The sequence below is a fragment of the Streptomyces sp. NPDC048270 genome, assembly GCF_040652335.1.
Classification (GTDB): Bacteria; Actinomycetota; Actinomycetes; order Streptomycetales; family Streptomycetaceae; genus Streptomyces.
Genome location: NZ_JBEZLV010000049.1, coordinates 1 through 15612, shown reverse-complemented (window position 1 = coordinate 15612; position 15612 = coordinate 1). Strand labels below are relative to the sequence as shown.

The following is a 15612-nucleotide window of genomic DNA, read 5'->3' as shown; positions in this document are numbered from 1 at the left end:
TCTGCGCCCGTACGCGGACAGGCCGGAGGGGCGCCCCCGGCGGGGGACGCCCCTCCGGGCGGTCAGACCTTCGCCGGGGTCTCGTCGTCCCGGGCGGACGACGGGGCCGGGACCACCGTCAGGCGGGACTCCCGCTTGGCGGTGCGCTTGGCGCGGCGGCGCTCCTTGCGGAGCTCCACCATCGTGTAGAGGGTCGGCACCAGGAGCAGGGTCAGCAGGGTGGAGCTGACCAGGCCGCCGATCACCACGACCGCGAGCGGCTGCGAGATGAAGCCGCCCTCGCCGGTGACGCCGAGCGCCATCGGCAGCAGGGCGAAGATGGTCGCCAGGGCCGTCATCAGGATGGGGCGCAGGCGGTGCCGGCCGCCCTCGACGACGGCTTCGACGACGCCCAGGCCCTGGGCGCGGTACTGGTTGACCAGGTCGATCAGGACGATCGCGTTGGTCACCACGATGCCGATGAGCATCAGCATGCCGATCATCGCCGGGACGCCCATCGGGGTGCCGGTGACGATCAGCAGGCCGAGCGCGCCGGTCGCCGCGAAGGGGATGGAGACCAGCAGGATCAGCGGCTGGACCAGCGAGCGGAAGGTCGCGACCAGCAGCATGAACACGATGGCGATGGCCGCCAGCATGGCCAGGCCGAGCGAGCCGAAGGCCTCGTCCTGGTCCTCCGAGACGCCGCCGATGGAGGCCGTGGCGCCCTCCGGCAGGTCCAGGGCCTTGAGCTTCGTCTGGAGCTCGGCGCTGACCGCGCCCGTGTTGTCGCCCAGCGGCTTGGCGGTGACGGTGGCGGCGCGGGCGCCGTCGATCCGGGTCATCGCGACGGGACCGGGGACCACCTTGACCTCGGCGATGTCGCCGAGCGTGACCGGGCCGACCGGCAGGGCCTGGAGTTCGGCCAGGGTGGAGGCCGGCTGCGCGGACCTGATGACGATGTCGCGCTCGGTGTTGTCCAGGACGGCCTTGCCCGCCGGGGTGCCCCGTACGGCCTGCGCGACGACGGCGCCGAGCGCGGCCTGGTTCAGGCCCGCGTCCGCGGCCTTGGAGGTCGCCGTGACGGAGATCCGGGGCACGGACTGGGACAGGTCGCTCTGCACGTCGGTGACGTCCTTGAGCTTGGCCACCTCCGCGCGGACCTGCTCGGCGGCCTTGGCGAGCACCTCGCCGTCGCCGGCCTTGACGACGACGCTGAGGTTCTGGCTGCCGAAGCCGTCGCCCGCCGCGATGCGGGTCTCGCCGATGCCGTCCAGGGCGGCCAGCTTGCCCTCGATCTGCTTCCTGACGGCCTCCGCCTTGCCGGAGTCCTTCAGGGTGACCTGGTACGAGGCCTGGTTGGAGCCCGTACCGCCGCCGAACGCGGCGAGGAAGCCGGAGGAGCCCACGGTGACCTGGTAGCTCTTGACGCCCTCGACCGAGGCCAGCGCCTGCTCGATCTTGCGGCTCGCCTCGTCGGAGGCGGCCAGCGAGGTGCCGGGGGCCAGCTCCTGCTTGACCGTCAGGACGTCCTGCTCCCCCTGGTCGAAGAAGTTGGTCTTCAGCAGCGGGGTCATCCCGAAGGTGCCGACCAGGACGACGACCGCGATCGCCACACTGGTCAGGCGGCGCCGGGTGGCGAAGCCCAGGACCCGTACGTACAGGCGCTGGAGCTTGCTGCGGGCCTCCTTCTCCTCCGCCTCGCGGCGGGCCTTCGCGGGGTCCTCGGCAGCTCCCTTCGGCGCGCGCAGGAACCAGTACGAGAGCACCGGCACGACCGTCAGCGACACGAGCAGCGAGGCCAGCAGGGCGGCGGTGACGGTGAGCGAGAAGGAGCCGAAGAGCTCGCCGATCATGCCGCCGGTGAGGCCGATCGGCAGGAACACGGCGACGGTGGTGAGGGTGGAGGAGGTCACCGCGCCGGCGACCTCCTTGACCGCGGTGATGATGGCGGCCTCGCGCTCCTCGCCGTAGCCGAGGTGGCGCTTGATGTTCTCCAGGACCACGATCGAGTCGTCGACGACGCGGCCGATGGCGATGGTGAGCGCGCCCAGCGTCAGCATGTTGAGGGACAGGTCGCGGGTCCACAGCACGATGAGCGCGAGGACCACGGAGAGCGGGATGGAGACCGCGGTGACCAGGGTGGAGCGCAGCGAGGCCAGGAAGACCAGGATCACGATCACCGCGAAGAGCAGGCCGAGCAGGCCCTCGGTGGTGAGGCTGGAGATGGACTTGGCGACGGCCGGTCCCTGGTCGCTGACGACGGTCAGGTCGGCGCCGGAGCCGAGCGTGGAGCGCAGTTCGGGCAGCTTGTCCTTGACGGCGTCCGAGATGGCGACGGCGCTGCCGTCCTTGTCCATCGTCAGGACGAGCGCGAGGCTGGGCTTGCCGTTGGTGCGGGTGATCGAGACGGCCTTGGCGGCCTCCTGCTTCACGGTGGCGACGTCGCCGAGGCGGACGGCCGGCTTGCCGGGGCCGGGGCTCAGGCGCAGGTCCTCGACCTGGGCCAGCGAGGTGTAGCCGGCGCCGACGCGGACGGTCCGGTTCTTGCCCTCCTCGTCGAAGGAGCCGGCGGGGACGGTCGCGCCGCCCGCCTGGAGGCCCTGGGCGAGGGCGGCGCCGTCGAGGCCGGCGGCGGCGAGCTTCGCGTTGTCGGGGGTGATGGTGACCTGCAGGTCCTGGACCCCGTCGACGGTGACCTGGCCGACGCCCTCGATGTCCGAGAGGACCGGGACGACGGAACGTTCCAGCTGGTCGGCGAGGGCCTGCTGGTCCTTGTCGCTGGTGACGGCGAGGATCACGGTCGGGATGTCGTCGGTGGAACCGGCCACCACCTGCGGGTCCACCTCGGCGGGCAGCCGGACGCGGGCCCGGTTGACGGCCTGCTGAACGTCGGCGACGAGCTGCTTGGTGCCGCTGTCGCCGTAGTCGAAGGTGGCCATGACGAGGGCGTTGCCCTCACTGGCGGTGGAGGTGATGCCGGTGATCCCGTCGACGCCCTTGAGCATGGCTTCGATCGGCTCGACGACCTGCTTCTCCACCACGTCGGGCGAGGCGCCCTGGTACGGCGCGAGCACGGACACCATGGGCAGTTCGATGGAGGGCAGCAGCTGCTGCTTGAGCTGCGGGACGGCTATGGCGCCGAAGAGGAGCGCGACGATCGACACGAGGCCGATCAACGCCCTTTGGGCAAGGCTGAAGCGGGACAGCCAGGACATGGATGAGGATCTCTCTGCTGTGACGTCGACGAAGGGCGCCCCAGCCTTTCGCACGCCGCGGCGCCGTGGCGTCGCTCGCAGGTCCCGTCCTTATGTGCGGCATACCGCGTCCGTAGTACACCGCACTACTCCGGGCCGTCCCGCGCTACTCGGCGCGGGGCCGGACCAGTCCCGATTCGTAGGCAATGACCACCAATTGGGCCCGGTCGCGGGCGCCGAGCTTGGCCATGGCCCGGTTCACGTGGGTCTTGACGGTGAGCGGGCTGACCTCCAGCCGTCCGGCGATCCCGTCGTTGGACAGTCCCGCGGCGACGTGTACGAGGACCTCGCGCTCCCGGACGGTCAGCGCGGCCAGCCGCTGCGCGTGCGAGCCGGCCGCGGCCGCGGCGGCTGCCGGATCGGCGCCGCCGCCCTGGGCGAGGAAGGTGGCGATGAGCCCCTTGGTGGCGGCCGGGGAGAGCAGCGCCTCCCCGGCGTGCGCGACACGGATGGCGTTCAGCAGGTCCTCGGGCTCGGCTCCCTTGCCGAGGAAGCCGGAGGCGCCGGCCCGCAGGGCGGCGGCGACGTACTCGTCGACCTCGAAGGTCGTCAGCATCACCACGCGCACGGCGGCGAGTTCCGGGTCGCCGCTGATCATGCGGGTGGCGGCGAGCCCGTCGGTGCCGGGCATCCGGATGTCCATGAGCACGACGTCGGCACGGGTCTGCCGGGCCAGCGCGTAGGCCTGCGCCCCGTCGGAGGCCTCCCCGACGACCTCCATGTCCGGCTCGGAGTCGACGAGCACCTTGAAGGCGCTGCGCAGCAGTGCCTGGTCGTCGGCGAGGAGCACCTTGATGGGCGGGGTCGGGTCCGTCGGAGTGTGGTCCACGGGGTGAGCGTACGTGGGCCCGCGCGGCCGGGGCCCGGTCAGCCCAGGGCCAGGACGACCAGGGCGGTGGTCGCGGAGACCTCGGCCAGGGCTCCGAAGACGTCGCCGGTGACCCCGTCGAAGCGCCGGACGCAGCGGCGCAGCAGGAGTTCCGCGACGAGGAGCGCGGCCAGGACCGCGGCCGCGTACCGGCAGGCGGCCGGGAGGCCCAGCGGGAGGGCGGCGGCCGCGGCGAGCAGCACGACCGCGGTGGTGGCGGTGGCGGCCGCGGCGCGCGGGACCACCCCGGCGACGGCGGCGCCCAGTCCCCCGGGGCGGGCGGCCGGGACTCCCGCGCGGGACGCGAGGGTCATGGCCAGGCGGGCGGTGACCGCGGCGACGACCGCGGCCAGGGCGCCGCGGATCCAGCTGTCGGCGTAGGCGTCGGACAGGGCGGCGGCCTGCACCAGCAGGGCGAGCACCAGGGCCACGACGCCGAAGGGGCCGATGTCGGACCGCTTCATGATGCGCAGGGCCTCGTCGGCCGGCTTGGCGCTGCCCAGGCCGTCCGCGGTGTCGGCGAGGCCGTCCAGGTGCAGGCCCCGGGTGAGGGCGGCCGGGACGGCGACGGTGACGGCCGCGGCGAGCAGCGGGCCCCCTCCCAGCACCAGCAGGAGCACCCCGGGCACGGCGGCGAGCACGCCGACGACCAGCCCGGCGAGCGGGGCGCAGACCATGCCGGTGCGGGCCGCCGGGCGGTCCCAGCGGGTGATGCGGGCGGGCAGCACGGTGAGCGTGCCGAACGCGAAGCGGACGCCGTCGAGGAGCGGGGCGCGCTCCGCGGGCGGCGTCGGGGAGGAGTCGTCGTACGAATCTGTCATCGGCCCGAACGCTACCTGCTCACCACGGACGGTAAATTACCCATTACGCACCAAATAGGGAGTCAGTGGGATGGGTCACTGGTGGTTTCGGAACATCGTCGAACCGGGGAAGCTCCCGCTCCTGCTCGCCCTGCTCTCCTTCGTGACGTCTTTCCTGGTCACCCGCGTGATCACCCGGATGATCCGGGCCGGCCGGGGCCCCTTCAAGAACATCACCCCCGGCGGGATGCACATCCACCACGTGGTGCCCGGGGTGATCCTCGTGATCATCGGCGGATTCGGGGCGGTCGGCAGCGCCCGGCACGGCTTCGGCGCGGCGCTCTCGGCCGTGCTCTTCGGGCTCGGGGCGGGCCTCGTACTGGACGAGTTCGCGCTGATCCTGCACCTCGACGACGTCTACTGGAGCGAGCAGGGCCGCAAGAGCGTGGAGATCGTGGTCCTGACGGCCGCCCTGGTCGCCCTGGTCCTGGGCGGATTCGTGCCCTTCGGGGTGAACGACCTGACCGCCGAGGAGCGGCAGAGCCGCGGGCTGGTCGCCATGAACACCGCCGGCAACTTCTTCCTGGCCCTGATCGCCCTGTGGAAGGGCAAGGCCCGCACCGCCCTGTTCGGCGTGGTGATCCCCTTCGTGGCGCTGATCGGCGCGATCCGGCTGGCCCGGCCCGGCTCGCCCTACGCCAAGAAGTTCTACGCCAATCGCCCGCGCGCCCGGGCCAAGGCCGGCCTGCGCGCCTTCCACCACGACCGGCGCTGGGCGATGCCGCGCCGCAAGTTCGAGAACTTCATCGGCGGGACCCCCGACCCGGAGCGGGCGCCCCTGGAGAAGCCGCCCGCCCCGTGAACACGCCGACGGGCCCTCCCCGGGAAGGGGGAGGGCCCGTCGGCGCGGAGTCCGTTGGTGCGGGGTCCGTAGGCGCGGTGTACGACCGCGGGGCGCGCCGGCCCCGCTCAGCCGGGGATCAGCCCGTCGTCGCTGAGCATCTCCCGGACCTCGTCCAGCGTCGCGTCGACCCCCGGCAGGATCAGCTCGGACGGCTCCAGCGCCTCGTCCGGAAGCGGCTCGCCGAGCCGGCGCACGGCATCGAGCAGGGCGCCCAGCGTGCGCCTGAAGCCCGTCTCGTCGCCGCTCTCCATCTCCGCGAGCAGTTCGTCGTCCAGCTTGTTGAGCTCGGGAAAGTGGCTGTCGGCCACCTTCACCTGGCCTTCCCCCATGATGCGGACAATCATGACGGACCCCGTCCTACTGCTTGTCGAACCGGTGCTGGGTCTGGGGCTGCTGGGCGGTGCCCGGGGCGCCGCCCTCGAGGGCCTGCTGCTGCGCGGACGGGCCGCCCGCCAGCTCGGCCTTCATCCGCTGGAGCTCCAGCTCCACGTCCGTACCGCCCGACAGGCGGTCCAGCTCGGCCTGGATGTCGTCCTTGGAGCCGAGCCCGCTGCGGTCGTCGAGCGCGCCGGAGGCCAGCAGCTCGTCGATGGCTCCGGCACGCGCCTGGAGCTGGGCGGTCTTGTCCTCGGCCCGCTGGATGGCCAGGCCCACGTCGCTCATCTCCTCGGAGATGCCGGAGAAGGACTCCGCGATCCGGGTCTGGGCCTGCGCGGCCGTGTAGGTGGCCTTGATGGTCTCCTTCTTCGTGCGGAAGGCGTCCACCTTGGCCTGGAGGCGCTGCGCGGCGAGGGTCAGCTTCTCCTCCTCGCCCTGCAGGGTCTGGTGCTGCACCTCCAGGTCGCTGACCTGCTGCTGCAGCGAGGCGCGGCGGGACAGGGCCTCGCGGGCCAGGTCCTCGCGGCCCAGGGCGAGGGCCTTGCGGCCCTGCTCCTCCAGCTTGCCGGACTGGCTCTGGAGCTGGTTCAGCTGCAGTTCCAGGCGCTTGCGGGAGGTCGCCACGTCCGCGACCCCGCGGCGCACCTTCTGGAGCAGCTCGAGCTGCTTCTGGTAGGAGTAGTCGAGGGTCTCGCGCGGGTCCTCGGCCCGGTCCAGGGCCTTGTTCGCCTTCGCGCGGAAGATCATCCCCATACGCTTCATGACACCGCTCATGGGCTTCGCGCGCCCCCTTCTAGACGGACTGTGCTCCAGGTCACCAACAGAACCCACAGTACGGGCCCTGTCTCCATTACCGCACTGTTCGAGTACGGATGCGCTCCTCCTCCAGGACGAGTACGTCCCCGCCGTGTCAGGCGTGAGGAGTAGGTGGGCCCCCGACCGGTACGGACCGGCACGGAGCCGGCCACCGCACGCTCCCTGCATGGGGAAGGACGCGCGCCGTTGCCGGATCGTTCCCCACCGGGGTGGGGCCCGTGCCCGCAACCGCGTAGGCTTGGGTTTTGTGTTTGGTAGCCGCTCCTCCAAGGAAGAGAAGGCCGCCGCCACCGACAAGGTGAGCGCCGACCTCTCGCAGCCCCGTGACCCGCAGGCCCCGAAGGGCCGCCCGACGCCGAAGCGTGCTGTGGCCCAGTCGCAGCGCAAGGCCGTCGTGGCCTCGACCGGCAACCGCAAGGAGGACGCCAAGCGAGCCCGTGAGCGCCGCCGTGTAGAGATGGCCAAGCAGCGCGAGGCGCTGGCCAGTGGCGACGAGCGTTACCTGCCCGTGCGCGACAAGGGCCCCGTCCGCAAGTTCGTCCGCGACTACGTGGACTCCCGCTTCTCGGTCGCCGAGATGTTCCTGCCGCTGGCAGTGATCATCCTGGTGCTGAGCATGGTGCGGGTCCCGTCGATCCAGAACATCGCCCTGATCCTGTGGATGGGCGTGATCGCACTGATCGTGCTCGACTCCATCGGCCTGGTGTTCCGCCTCCGCAAGGCCCTGAACGAGCGCTTCGCGAACGAGCCCCGCCGCGGCGCCGTCGCGTACGGACTCATGCGCACGCTCCAGATGCGCCGGCTGCGCCTGCCGAAGCCGCAGGTCAAGCGCGGGGAACGGCCCTGAGCCGAGGGACGCCCGGAGCGTCGGGGGACGGTTTGGCATGGGGTCCGGGGGGAGCCCGGCTGTGGCTCGAGGGCCTGGGCGGACTGCGCAACGCGGTCCGGCAGGAACTCGTGGGCCGGCAGGTCGACGAGCAGATCGCGCAGCGCTTCCCGGTCGGGCAGCGGCTGCGCGTCCTCGACGTCGGCATGGGCCAGGGCACCCAGGCGCTGCGCCTCGCCCGCGCCGGGCACAAGGTGACCGGACTGGAGAAGGACCCGGGCATGCTGGCCGTCGCCCGTGAGGCGCTGGAGGGCGAACCCGCCGGGATCCGCGACCGCGTCCGCCTCATGGAGGGCGACGGCCGCGAGACCGGCGCCCACTTCCTGCCGGGCAGCTTCGACGTGGTGCTGTGCCACGGGGTGCTGATGTATGTGCCCGAGCCGGACGCCATGCTCGCCGGACTGGCCCGGATGCTGGCTCCCGGCGGACTGCTGTCCCTGCTGGTGCGCAACGGCGACGCGCTCGCCATGCGACCCGGGCTGGGCGGCGACTGGACGGGCACTCTGGCGGCCTTCGACAGCACCGACTACCGCAACCGACTGGGCCTGGACGTACGGGCCGACCGGCTGGCCGGACTGACGGCCACGCTGAACGGGATCGGGGCGCCGCTGCAGTCCTGGTACGGCGTACGCGTCTTCACCGACGGGACCGAGGCGGGCGAGAGCCTGCCGCCCGAGGAGGAACTGGAGCGGCTGCTGGCCGCCGAGGACCGCGCCGGCCGCACCGACCCCTACCGGGGCGTCGCCGCCCTCCTGCACCTGTGCGGAGTCCGCGGCTAGCGCCCGGCGGGGCCACCGGCGCCGGGTCCGCGGGACCCGCCGGGCAAGGGCCCGGCCGGGCCCCGGGAGGCTGCCGGGCCCCCGCAGGGGCTACGCGTCGAGGGCCGAGCGCAGGCTCATCGTGTACAGCTCGGTACCGCCCTCGTCGGACAGCTTCACCTGCTCGACGCCGCCCTCCAGCAGCTCCTTCCAGACCTCACCGATCCAGGACTCCGCGTCCCCCTGCGTGGTGAACTCCTCCGGTTCCACCGCCGGGCTCGCCTCCGTGCCTTCGGCCGTCTCGAACCGCCACGTCCACGCCATGTCCGCCTCCGTTGCTCGTCCGCTGCTCGCCTTGAGTCTGCCCGCAGAGTAGCCGGGCGCGCACCACTCCCGGCGACGCGGGAGGATCTCCCTGTGGAACTCACTCTGCTCGGCACCGGCACACCCGAGGGACTCCCCCGCCCCGGCTGCCCCTGTGCGGCCTGCGCGGTCTCCGTCGGTACCCGGGCGCGCGCCGCCACGGCCGTCCTCGTCGACGGCGCGCTGCTGCTCGACCTGACCCCCGGGGCGGTGCTGGCGGGCGCCCGCGCCGGGCACTCGCTGGCCGGCGTACGGCAGGTCCTGCTGACCCATCCGCACGACGGCCCCGCCGTGGAGCTGCCGCCCGGGCTGCCGGCCGCCGGGCGGGTCCCGGACGGCCGGGAGCTGTCGGTGATCTCGGGGCACCGGGTGCGGGCGGTGCCGATGGACGCGCCGGGCACCGGGTACGAGGTGACGGGCCCGGACGGCGGCCGGCTGCTGTACCTGCCGCCCGGCGGGGCCCCGGCCGGTACCGACGGCCGGGCCGGGCAGCGCCCGTACGACATCGTCCTGGCCGACGTGCTGGGGCGGCCCGAGGCCCTCGCCCGGCTGCGGGCGGGCGGTGCGGTGGGCCCGGCCACGGACGTGATCGCCGTCCACCTCGACCACGACACCCCGCCCGGCCGGGAGCTGGAGCGCCGGTGCGCGGCCGCCGGGGCCCGGGCGGTACCGGACGGGACCACCGTGCGGGTCGGGGAGTACCGCGCGGAGGCGGACCCGCCGCGCCGGACGCTGGTGCTGGGCGGCGCCCGCTCGGGCAAGTCCGTCGAGGCCGAACGGCGGCTGGAGGGCTACCCCGAGGTGGTCTACGTGGCCACCGGCGGCAGCCGCGACGGGGACGCGGAGTGGGCCCAGCGGGTCGGGCTGCACCGGGAACGGCGGCCCGCGAGCTGGCGGACGGCGGAGACCTGCGACCTGGTCCCGCTGCTCGCCGACACCGGTCCGCCGCTGCTGATCGACTGCCTGGCGCTGTGGCTGACGGACGCGATGGACCGGGCGGGGGCCTGGGACGACGACGTGTGGGCCAAGGGCGGGCAGCGCGAGCTGCGCGACCGGGCGGCCGAGCTGGCCGCGGCCGTGCGCGCGACCCGCCGCCGGGTGGTGCTGGTCAGCAACGAGGTGGGATCGGGGGTCGTTCCGGCGACGGCCTCGGGCCGCCGGTTCCGCGACGAGCTGGGCCGGCTGAACGCCTCGGTCGCGGGCGAGTGCGAGCACGTCCTCCTCGTCGTCGCGGGGCTGGCGACCGTCCTCAAGGAATAGCCGGAAACCGGCCACGAGGGCCTGAACCCAAGGCCTGAGGGAGGGCCTTACCGGCTGTACTCTCTGGCAGATGAGCACGCTGAATCTCGACGACTTCTCCGATCTGATCGAGCGCCCCGACGGGGGCGTCCGGCGTGACGCCGAGGAACGCCGTGAACGCCTCGCCGTGCCGCCCGGCGCGCTGGGCCGGCTCGACGAGCTCGCCGAGTGGCTCGCCGCCGCGCAGGGGCGGGTGCCGGTCAGCCCCGTCGCGCGGCCCCGCGTGGTGCTGTTCGCCGCCGACCACGGGATCGCTGCCGAGGGCGTCTCCGCCCGCGCCGCCTCCACCACCCACGAGCTGGTGCGCAGCGTGCTGGACGGGACCAGCCCCGTCGCCATCCTGGCCGACCGGGCCGGCGCCACCGTGCGGATCGTCGACGCCGGGCTGGACTGCGACCCCGGCCTGCTCCCCGAGGACGTGGTCCGCCACCGCGTGCGGCGCGGCTCCGGCCGGATCGACAAGGAGGACGCCCTCACCCTCGAGGAGGCCCGCGCCGCCCTGGAGCTCGGCATCCGGATCGCCGACGAGGAGGCCGACTCCGGGACGGACCTGGTCGTCCTCGGCGACCTCAGCGTCGGCGGGACCACGGCGGCCGCCACCCTCGTCGGCGCCCTGTGCGGAACCGACGCCTCGGTGGTCACCGGCCGCGGCGGCCGGCCCATCGACGACCTGACCTGGATGCGCAAGTGCGCGGCGATCCGCGACGCACTGCGCCGGGCCCGGCCCGTGCTCGGCGACCAGGTCGCGCTGCTGGCCGCGGTGGGCGGGGCCGACCTGGCCGCGATCACCGGCTTCCTGCTCCAGTGCGCGGTGCGCCGTACGCCGGTCATCCTCGACGGCGTCGTCTCGGCGGCCTGCGGGCTGGTGGCCCAGCGGGCCGCGTTCCGCGCCCCCGACTGGTGGCTGGCCGGCCACGCGAGCGGCGAGCCCGGCCAGTCGAAGGCCCTGGACCGGATGGCACTCAACCCCGTACTCGATCACGGCGTCTGCGTGGGGGAAGGAACCGGGGCATTGCTGGCCCTGCCCCTGGTCCAGGCGGCCGCCGCACTCGCGGCGGGACTCCCGGAGCAGGCGGTGCGGGAGCCGGCGCGGTGAGCCGCCGGGATCCGCGGCCCTGACCAGTCCGCGGCCCCCGGAGCCGACCGCTGTGGACGGCAACGCCCCATAAGATCGCTTTTATGGGAGAGGTCCGTTTGACCAGGGCAGAGACCGACCGCGGCACCGTACGGGTACCCGGACCGGCATCCGGCAGGAGAGAGACCGGCGGCGACCCCGCCGGCAAGGGGGCGGGGAGCGGCCGGGAGACCGGCCGGGGGAGCACCCGTTCACGGCGCGGCGCCGCGTTCGCGGTCTGGTACCTGCGGGCCGTCACCTTCGTCAACTTCCTGAGCGCGGTGTGGGTTTCGCTCGGGCAGGACCTGCGCCGCCACAACGCCGCGGACTTCTACACCCCGTACCTGCTCACGGCCGGCTTCGCCTCCGGGCTCTTCTGCCTGCTGCTGGCGGTCACCATGGGCCGGCGCAAGCGGGCCGCCTGGATCCTGAACCTCGTCCTCGGCGGCATGCTGCTGCTCGACTTCGCCCGCGCGGCCTTCGTGCCCTGCTCGTGGGGCCCCGACGTGTGCTACCCGCAGTTCCGCGAACACCCGCAGAACTGGGTCTCGCTGGGCCTGACGGCGGCCTTCGTCCTCGCCCTGCTGCTGGGCCGCCGGGAGTTCTACGCGAAGGGCGACCGCTCCAACCCCGCGCTCGCCACCCTCGTCGCCGGCGTCGGCCTGCTGGTCACCTCGCTGGTCGCGGCCCTGCTCGTCGGTGCCACCAACACCGCCGAGAACAGCGCCGGGGCCACCTTCCTGACCCGCTGGCGGTACGGGGCCATGCGGCTGATCACCCTGGACCCGGACGCCCGGGCCTACAGCACCATCGACACCCCCGGCTGGGTGGACGTGTTCGTCAACGTGATGTCGATGCTGCTGCTGCTCGCCGTGCTGTTCGCGGCCTTCCGCTCGCGCCGCGTCGTCGACCCCCTCTCCGAGGAGGACGAGGAGCGGCTGCGGGCGCTGCTCGCCCGGCAGGGGGACCGCGATTCCCTCGGCTACTTCGCGCTGCGCCGCGAGAAGTCCGTCATCTGGTCCCCCACCGGCAAGGCCGCCGTCACCTACCGCGTCGTCGGCGGGGTCTCGCTGGCCTCCGGCGACCCGATCGGAGACCCCGAGGCCTGGCCCGGCGCCATCGAGCCGTGGCTGGCCGAGGCCCGCGAGCACGGCTGGGTGCCGGCCGTGATGGGGGCGAGCGAGGAGGCCGGGCAGATCTACGCCCGGCACGGCCTGGACGCGCTGGAGCTCGGCGACGAGGCGATCGTGGAGACCGCCGAGTTCACCCTGGAGGGCCGCGCCATGCGGACCGTCCGGCAGGCCTACAACCGCGTCAAGCGGGCCGGGTACACCGTACGGATCCGCCGCCACGCCGACATCCCGGCCGACGAGATGGACGTGCTCCTCGAACGGGCCGACGACTGGCGCGACGGCGCGACCGAGCGCGGCTTCTCGATGGCGCTGGGCCGACTGGGCGACCCCGGCGACGGCCAGTGCGTGATGCTGGAGTGCACCGACGGCAACGGCGACCTGCGGGCCGTGCTGTCCTTCGTGCCGTGGGGGCCGGCGGGCCTGTCGCTGGACCTGATGCGCCGTGACCGGGACTCCGAGAACGGCCTGATGGAGTTCATGGTCATCGAACTCCTGGAACGCTCCAAGGAGATCGGGGTCAGCCAGGTCTCGCTGAACTTCGCCATGTTCCGGTCCGTCTTCGAGCGCGGGTCCCGGCTCGGCGCGGGTCCGGTGCTGCGGATGTGGCGCTCGCTGCTGAGCTTCTTCTCCCGCTGGTGGCAGATCGAGTCCCTCTACCGGGCCAACGCCAAATACCGGCCGATCTGGGAACCGCGGTTCATGCTCTTCGAGAAGAGTTCGGACCTGCTGCGGATCGGTATCGCGGCGGGCCGGGCCGAAGGCTTCCTGGAGGCCCCCGGCCTGCCGAAGTGGCTGCACCGCAGACACCTGGAGACCCGCCGTGACAGCGTGGAACACCTCCGCACTCGGGCGGTTCGCCCGCCGTGAGTGGGGTCCCCTGTTCTGGACCGTACGGGACGCGCTCGCCCGCGACACGTGGCGGGCGATCCCGATGACCCTCGGCGCGGTCTGCCTGACCTCGGTCTTCCAGATCGTGCAGAACACCTCCTGGGGTTTCCAGCCGGTCCAGAACCTCGGCTCGGTCAAGGCCGTCGACCCGCTCTGGCTGGCCCTGCTGCGCACCCCCCTGTCGCTGTTCGTGCCCGCCCTCGACCTGCCGGTCTGGGGCGCGCTCGCGCAGATCCTGCTCGTCTTCGGGATCTCGGAGATCTGCATCGGCTGGTGGCGCACGCTGGTGATCGGGTACGTGGCCACGCTCGCCGGGACCACGTACGCGCGGATCGGGCTCGCGCTGGGCCCGGACCACCCGCTGGGCCTGCCGCTGTCCGACCGGATCGTCAACGACACCGGCCCCTCGGCGGCGGTGGTCGGCCTGGCCCTCTACCTCTGCTGGCGCTACCGGGCCTACGCCACCGGCGCCGCGGTGGTGCTGGTGATAGTCGGCGAGGTGCTGGTCAAGAACAACCTGGCGGGCAAGGAGCACCTCGCGGCCATCGCCGCCGTGATGGCCCTGTGCGCGGTGCGGGCGAAGTGGGGGCCGCGGCGCTCCCGCGGGCCGCTGGGCGGGCAGCCGCCGCAGCTGGACACCCGGCCGCAGTGAGACGGCCGGACGGGCGGGACGGGCCGCGCGGGGCAGGCCGTACCGTATCGGGGTGACGACAGACCTCGGGCGTTTCGCGCCCACCCGGCAGTGGATGCGGGCCCATCCGCTCGCCACCGATGCCTTGCTCGCGTTCGGGGCGCTCGTCTGCATGGTCCTCGGCTCCTTCGCCGATCCGCACGGGCCGCACGGGCCGACCTTCGGGACGCGCGACCCCGGCCCGTTCTCGCTGCTGCTGATGCTGTTGGGCGCGGCCGTCCTGGTGTTCCGGCGCCGGCAGCCCCGCGCCGTGCTGGCCGTGACCTGCGGGCTCTCGCTGCTGGAGCTGACCACCGGCGAGCCGCGGGCGCCCGTCGCCATGTGCACGGTGATCGCCCTGTACACGGTGGCCTCGTGCACCGACCGGCCCACGACCTGGCGGATCGGACTGCTCACCATGGCCGGGCTGACGGGCGTGGCCATGCTCGCCGGACCGCTGCCCTGGTACGCGCAGGAGAACCTCGGCATCTTCGCCTGGACCGGGATGGCCGCTGCCGCCGGGGACGCCGTGCGCAGCCGGCGGGCCTTCATCGACGCCATACGGGAGCGGGCCGAGCGCGCCGAGCGGACCCGGGACGAGGAGGCGCGGCGGCGGGTCGCCGAGGAGCGGCTGCGGATCGCCCGGGACCTGCACGACGTGGTGGCGCACCACATCGCCCTGGTCAACGTCCAGGCCGGGGTGGCCGCGCACGTCATGGACAAGCGGCCGGACCAGGCCAAGGAGGCACTGGCGCACGTACGCGACGCCAGCCGGTCGGCGCTGAACGAGCTGCGGGCCACGGTCGGGCTGCTGCGCCAGTCCGGCGACCCGGAGGCGCCGACCGAGCCGGCGCCCGGGCTGGCCGTCCTGGACGAGCTGGTGGACACCTTCCGGCACGCCGGACTGCCGGTGGAGGTCATCGTCCAGCTGGGCCCCGAGCCGGGCCCGCTGGCGGCCGCGGTGGACCTGGCGGCGTACCGGGTGGTCCAGGAGGCGCTGACCAACGTGCGCAAGCACGCGGGGCCGGGGGCCAAGGCCGAGGTCAGCGTGGTGCGGGTGGGCCCGTCGGTGGAGGTGACCGTGCTGGACGACGGCGGCGACTCCGCGGACGGCGCGCCGGCCGCGGTGGATCCGGGCGGCGGCCACGGCCTGCTCGGCATGCGCGAGCGGGCCACGGCCCTGGGCGGCTCCTGCTTCACGGGCCCCCGCTTCGGCGGCGGCTACCGCGTCCACGCCACCCTCCCCTTGGCCTAGCCGACCCTCTCCGGCCTTGGCCAAGCCCGTCCGCCCTTGGCGAGCGCATCCGGCCTTGGCCGGGCGAACACCAGCCGCGACCGGGGCCCATCCAGCCTTGGCCGGGCGAACACCAGCCGTGACCGGACTCATCCAGCCTTGGCCGGGCGAACACCAGCCCCTCCGGCGTTTGAGGAGCGGGGTCTGGGGCGGAGCCCCAGGAAACCCGGCTCCGCCGGGCAGGGGGGGGGGGGGGGGCGCGCGCGGC

The 15612-nt window shown here is 73.6% G+C and carries 14 protein-coding genes; 8 read left to right on the top strand and 6 right to left on the bottom strand.

The annotated features are described in order from the left end of the window. Positions 1 to 62: 62 nt before the first annotated feature. From AB0D66_RS29905 to AB0D66_RS29895, 3 genes are all read right to left on the bottom strand, one after another. Positions 63 to 3194, bottom strand: coding sequence for an efflux RND transporter permease subunit (locus tag AB0D66_RS29905; protein WP_362310202.1), 3132 nt, complete (start codon positions 3192 to 3194; stop codon positions 63 to 65). Between the two features lie 145 nt (positions 3195 to 3339). Continuing rightward, positions 3340 to 4062: a response regulator transcription factor gene (locus tag AB0D66_RS29900; RefSeq protein ID WP_362310199.1), complete on the bottom strand. Its 723-nt coding sequence runs from the start codon at positions 4060 to 4062 to the stop codon at positions 3340 to 3342. 38 nt (positions 4063 to 4100) lie between these two features. Beyond that, complete coding sequence (locus AB0D66_RS29895) at positions 4101 to 4922, bottom strand: adenosylcobinamide-GDP ribazoletransferase (protein WP_362310196.1); 822 nt, start codon at positions 4920 to 4922, stop codon at positions 4101 to 4103. A gap of 70 nt (positions 4923 to 4992) precedes the next feature. Here AB0D66_RS29895 and AB0D66_RS29890 point away from each other — a divergent pair, with 70 nt between their 5' ends. Then, positions 4993 to 5763: a hypothetical protein gene (locus AB0D66_RS29890; RefSeq protein WP_362310193.1), complete on the top strand. Its 771-nt coding sequence runs from the start codon at positions 4993 to 4995 to the stop codon at positions 5761 to 5763. A 107-nt stretch (positions 5764 to 5870) separates the two neighbouring features. Here AB0D66_RS29890 and AB0D66_RS29885 read toward each other — a convergent pair whose 3' ends face one another. Next, positions 5871 to 6149 (bottom strand): hypothetical protein, encoded by a 279-nt coding sequence (locus AB0D66_RS29885; protein WP_362310190.1) that lies wholly within the window; start codon positions 6147 to 6149, stop codon positions 5871 to 5873. 13 nt (positions 6150 to 6162) lie between these two features. Further along, positions 6163 to 6957, bottom strand: coding sequence for a PspA/IM30 family protein (locus AB0D66_RS29880; RefSeq protein WP_362310187.1), 795 nt, complete (start codon positions 6955 to 6957; stop codon positions 6163 to 6165). 280 nt (positions 6958 to 7237) lie between these two features. Between AB0D66_RS29880 and AB0D66_RS29875 the strand changes: the two genes are divergently transcribed. Further along, positions 7238 to 7846, top strand: a complete 609-nt coding sequence (locus AB0D66_RS29875; RefSeq protein WP_362310184.1) for a DUF3043 domain-containing protein — start codon at positions 7238 to 7240, stop codon at positions 7844 to 7846. A 110-nt stretch (positions 7847 to 7956) separates the two neighbouring features. Beyond that, positions 7957 to 8664: a class I SAM-dependent methyltransferase gene (locus AB0D66_RS29870; RefSeq protein ID WP_362310253.1), complete on the top strand. Its 708-nt coding sequence runs from the start codon at positions 7957 to 7959 to the stop codon at positions 8662 to 8664. 90 nt (positions 8665 to 8754) lie between these two features. Here AB0D66_RS29870 and AB0D66_RS29865 read toward each other — a convergent pair whose 3' ends face one another. Then, entirely contained in the window at positions 8755 to 8967 is a 213-nt protein-coding gene (locus tag AB0D66_RS29865) for a hypothetical protein (RefSeq protein ID WP_362310181.1), read from the bottom strand. Between the two features lie 93 nt (positions 8968 to 9060). On the opposite strand from AB0D66_RS29865, the gene AB0D66_RS29860 reads away from it, so the two are divergent. From AB0D66_RS29860 to AB0D66_RS29840, 5 genes are all read left to right on the top strand, one after another. Next, positions 9061 to 10266: a bifunctional adenosylcobinamide kinase/adenosylcobinamide-phosphate guanylyltransferase gene (locus AB0D66_RS29860; protein WP_362310178.1), complete on the top strand. Its 1206-nt coding sequence runs from the start codon at positions 9061 to 9063 to the stop codon at positions 10264 to 10266. 70 nt (positions 10267 to 10336) lie between these two features. Next, positions 10337 to 11401, top strand: coding sequence for a nicotinate-nucleotide--dimethylbenzimidazole phosphoribosyltransferase (gene cobT / locus AB0D66_RS29855; protein ID WP_362310175.1), 1065 nt, complete (start codon positions 10337 to 10339; stop codon positions 11399 to 11401). Between the two features lie 83 nt (positions 11402 to 11484). After that, a complete protein-coding gene (locus AB0D66_RS29850) occupies positions 11485 to 13419 on the top strand; it encodes a phosphatidylglycerol lysyltransferase domain-containing protein (RefSeq protein ID WP_362310172.1) in 1935 nt (644 codons plus the stop codon). Further along, entirely contained in the window at positions 13373 to 14092 is a 720-nt protein-coding gene (locus AB0D66_RS29845) for a hypothetical protein (RefSeq protein ID WP_362310169.1), read from the top strand. Before AB0D66_RS29850 ends, AB0D66_RS29845 begins: the two co-directional genes overlap by 47 nt. A 94-nt stretch (positions 14093 to 14186) precedes the next feature. Next, positions 14187 to 15365, top strand: a complete 1179-nt coding sequence (locus AB0D66_RS29840; protein WP_362310250.1) for a sensor histidine kinase — start codon at positions 14187 to 14189, stop codon at positions 15363 to 15365. Positions 15366 to 15612 lie beyond the last annotated feature (247 nt).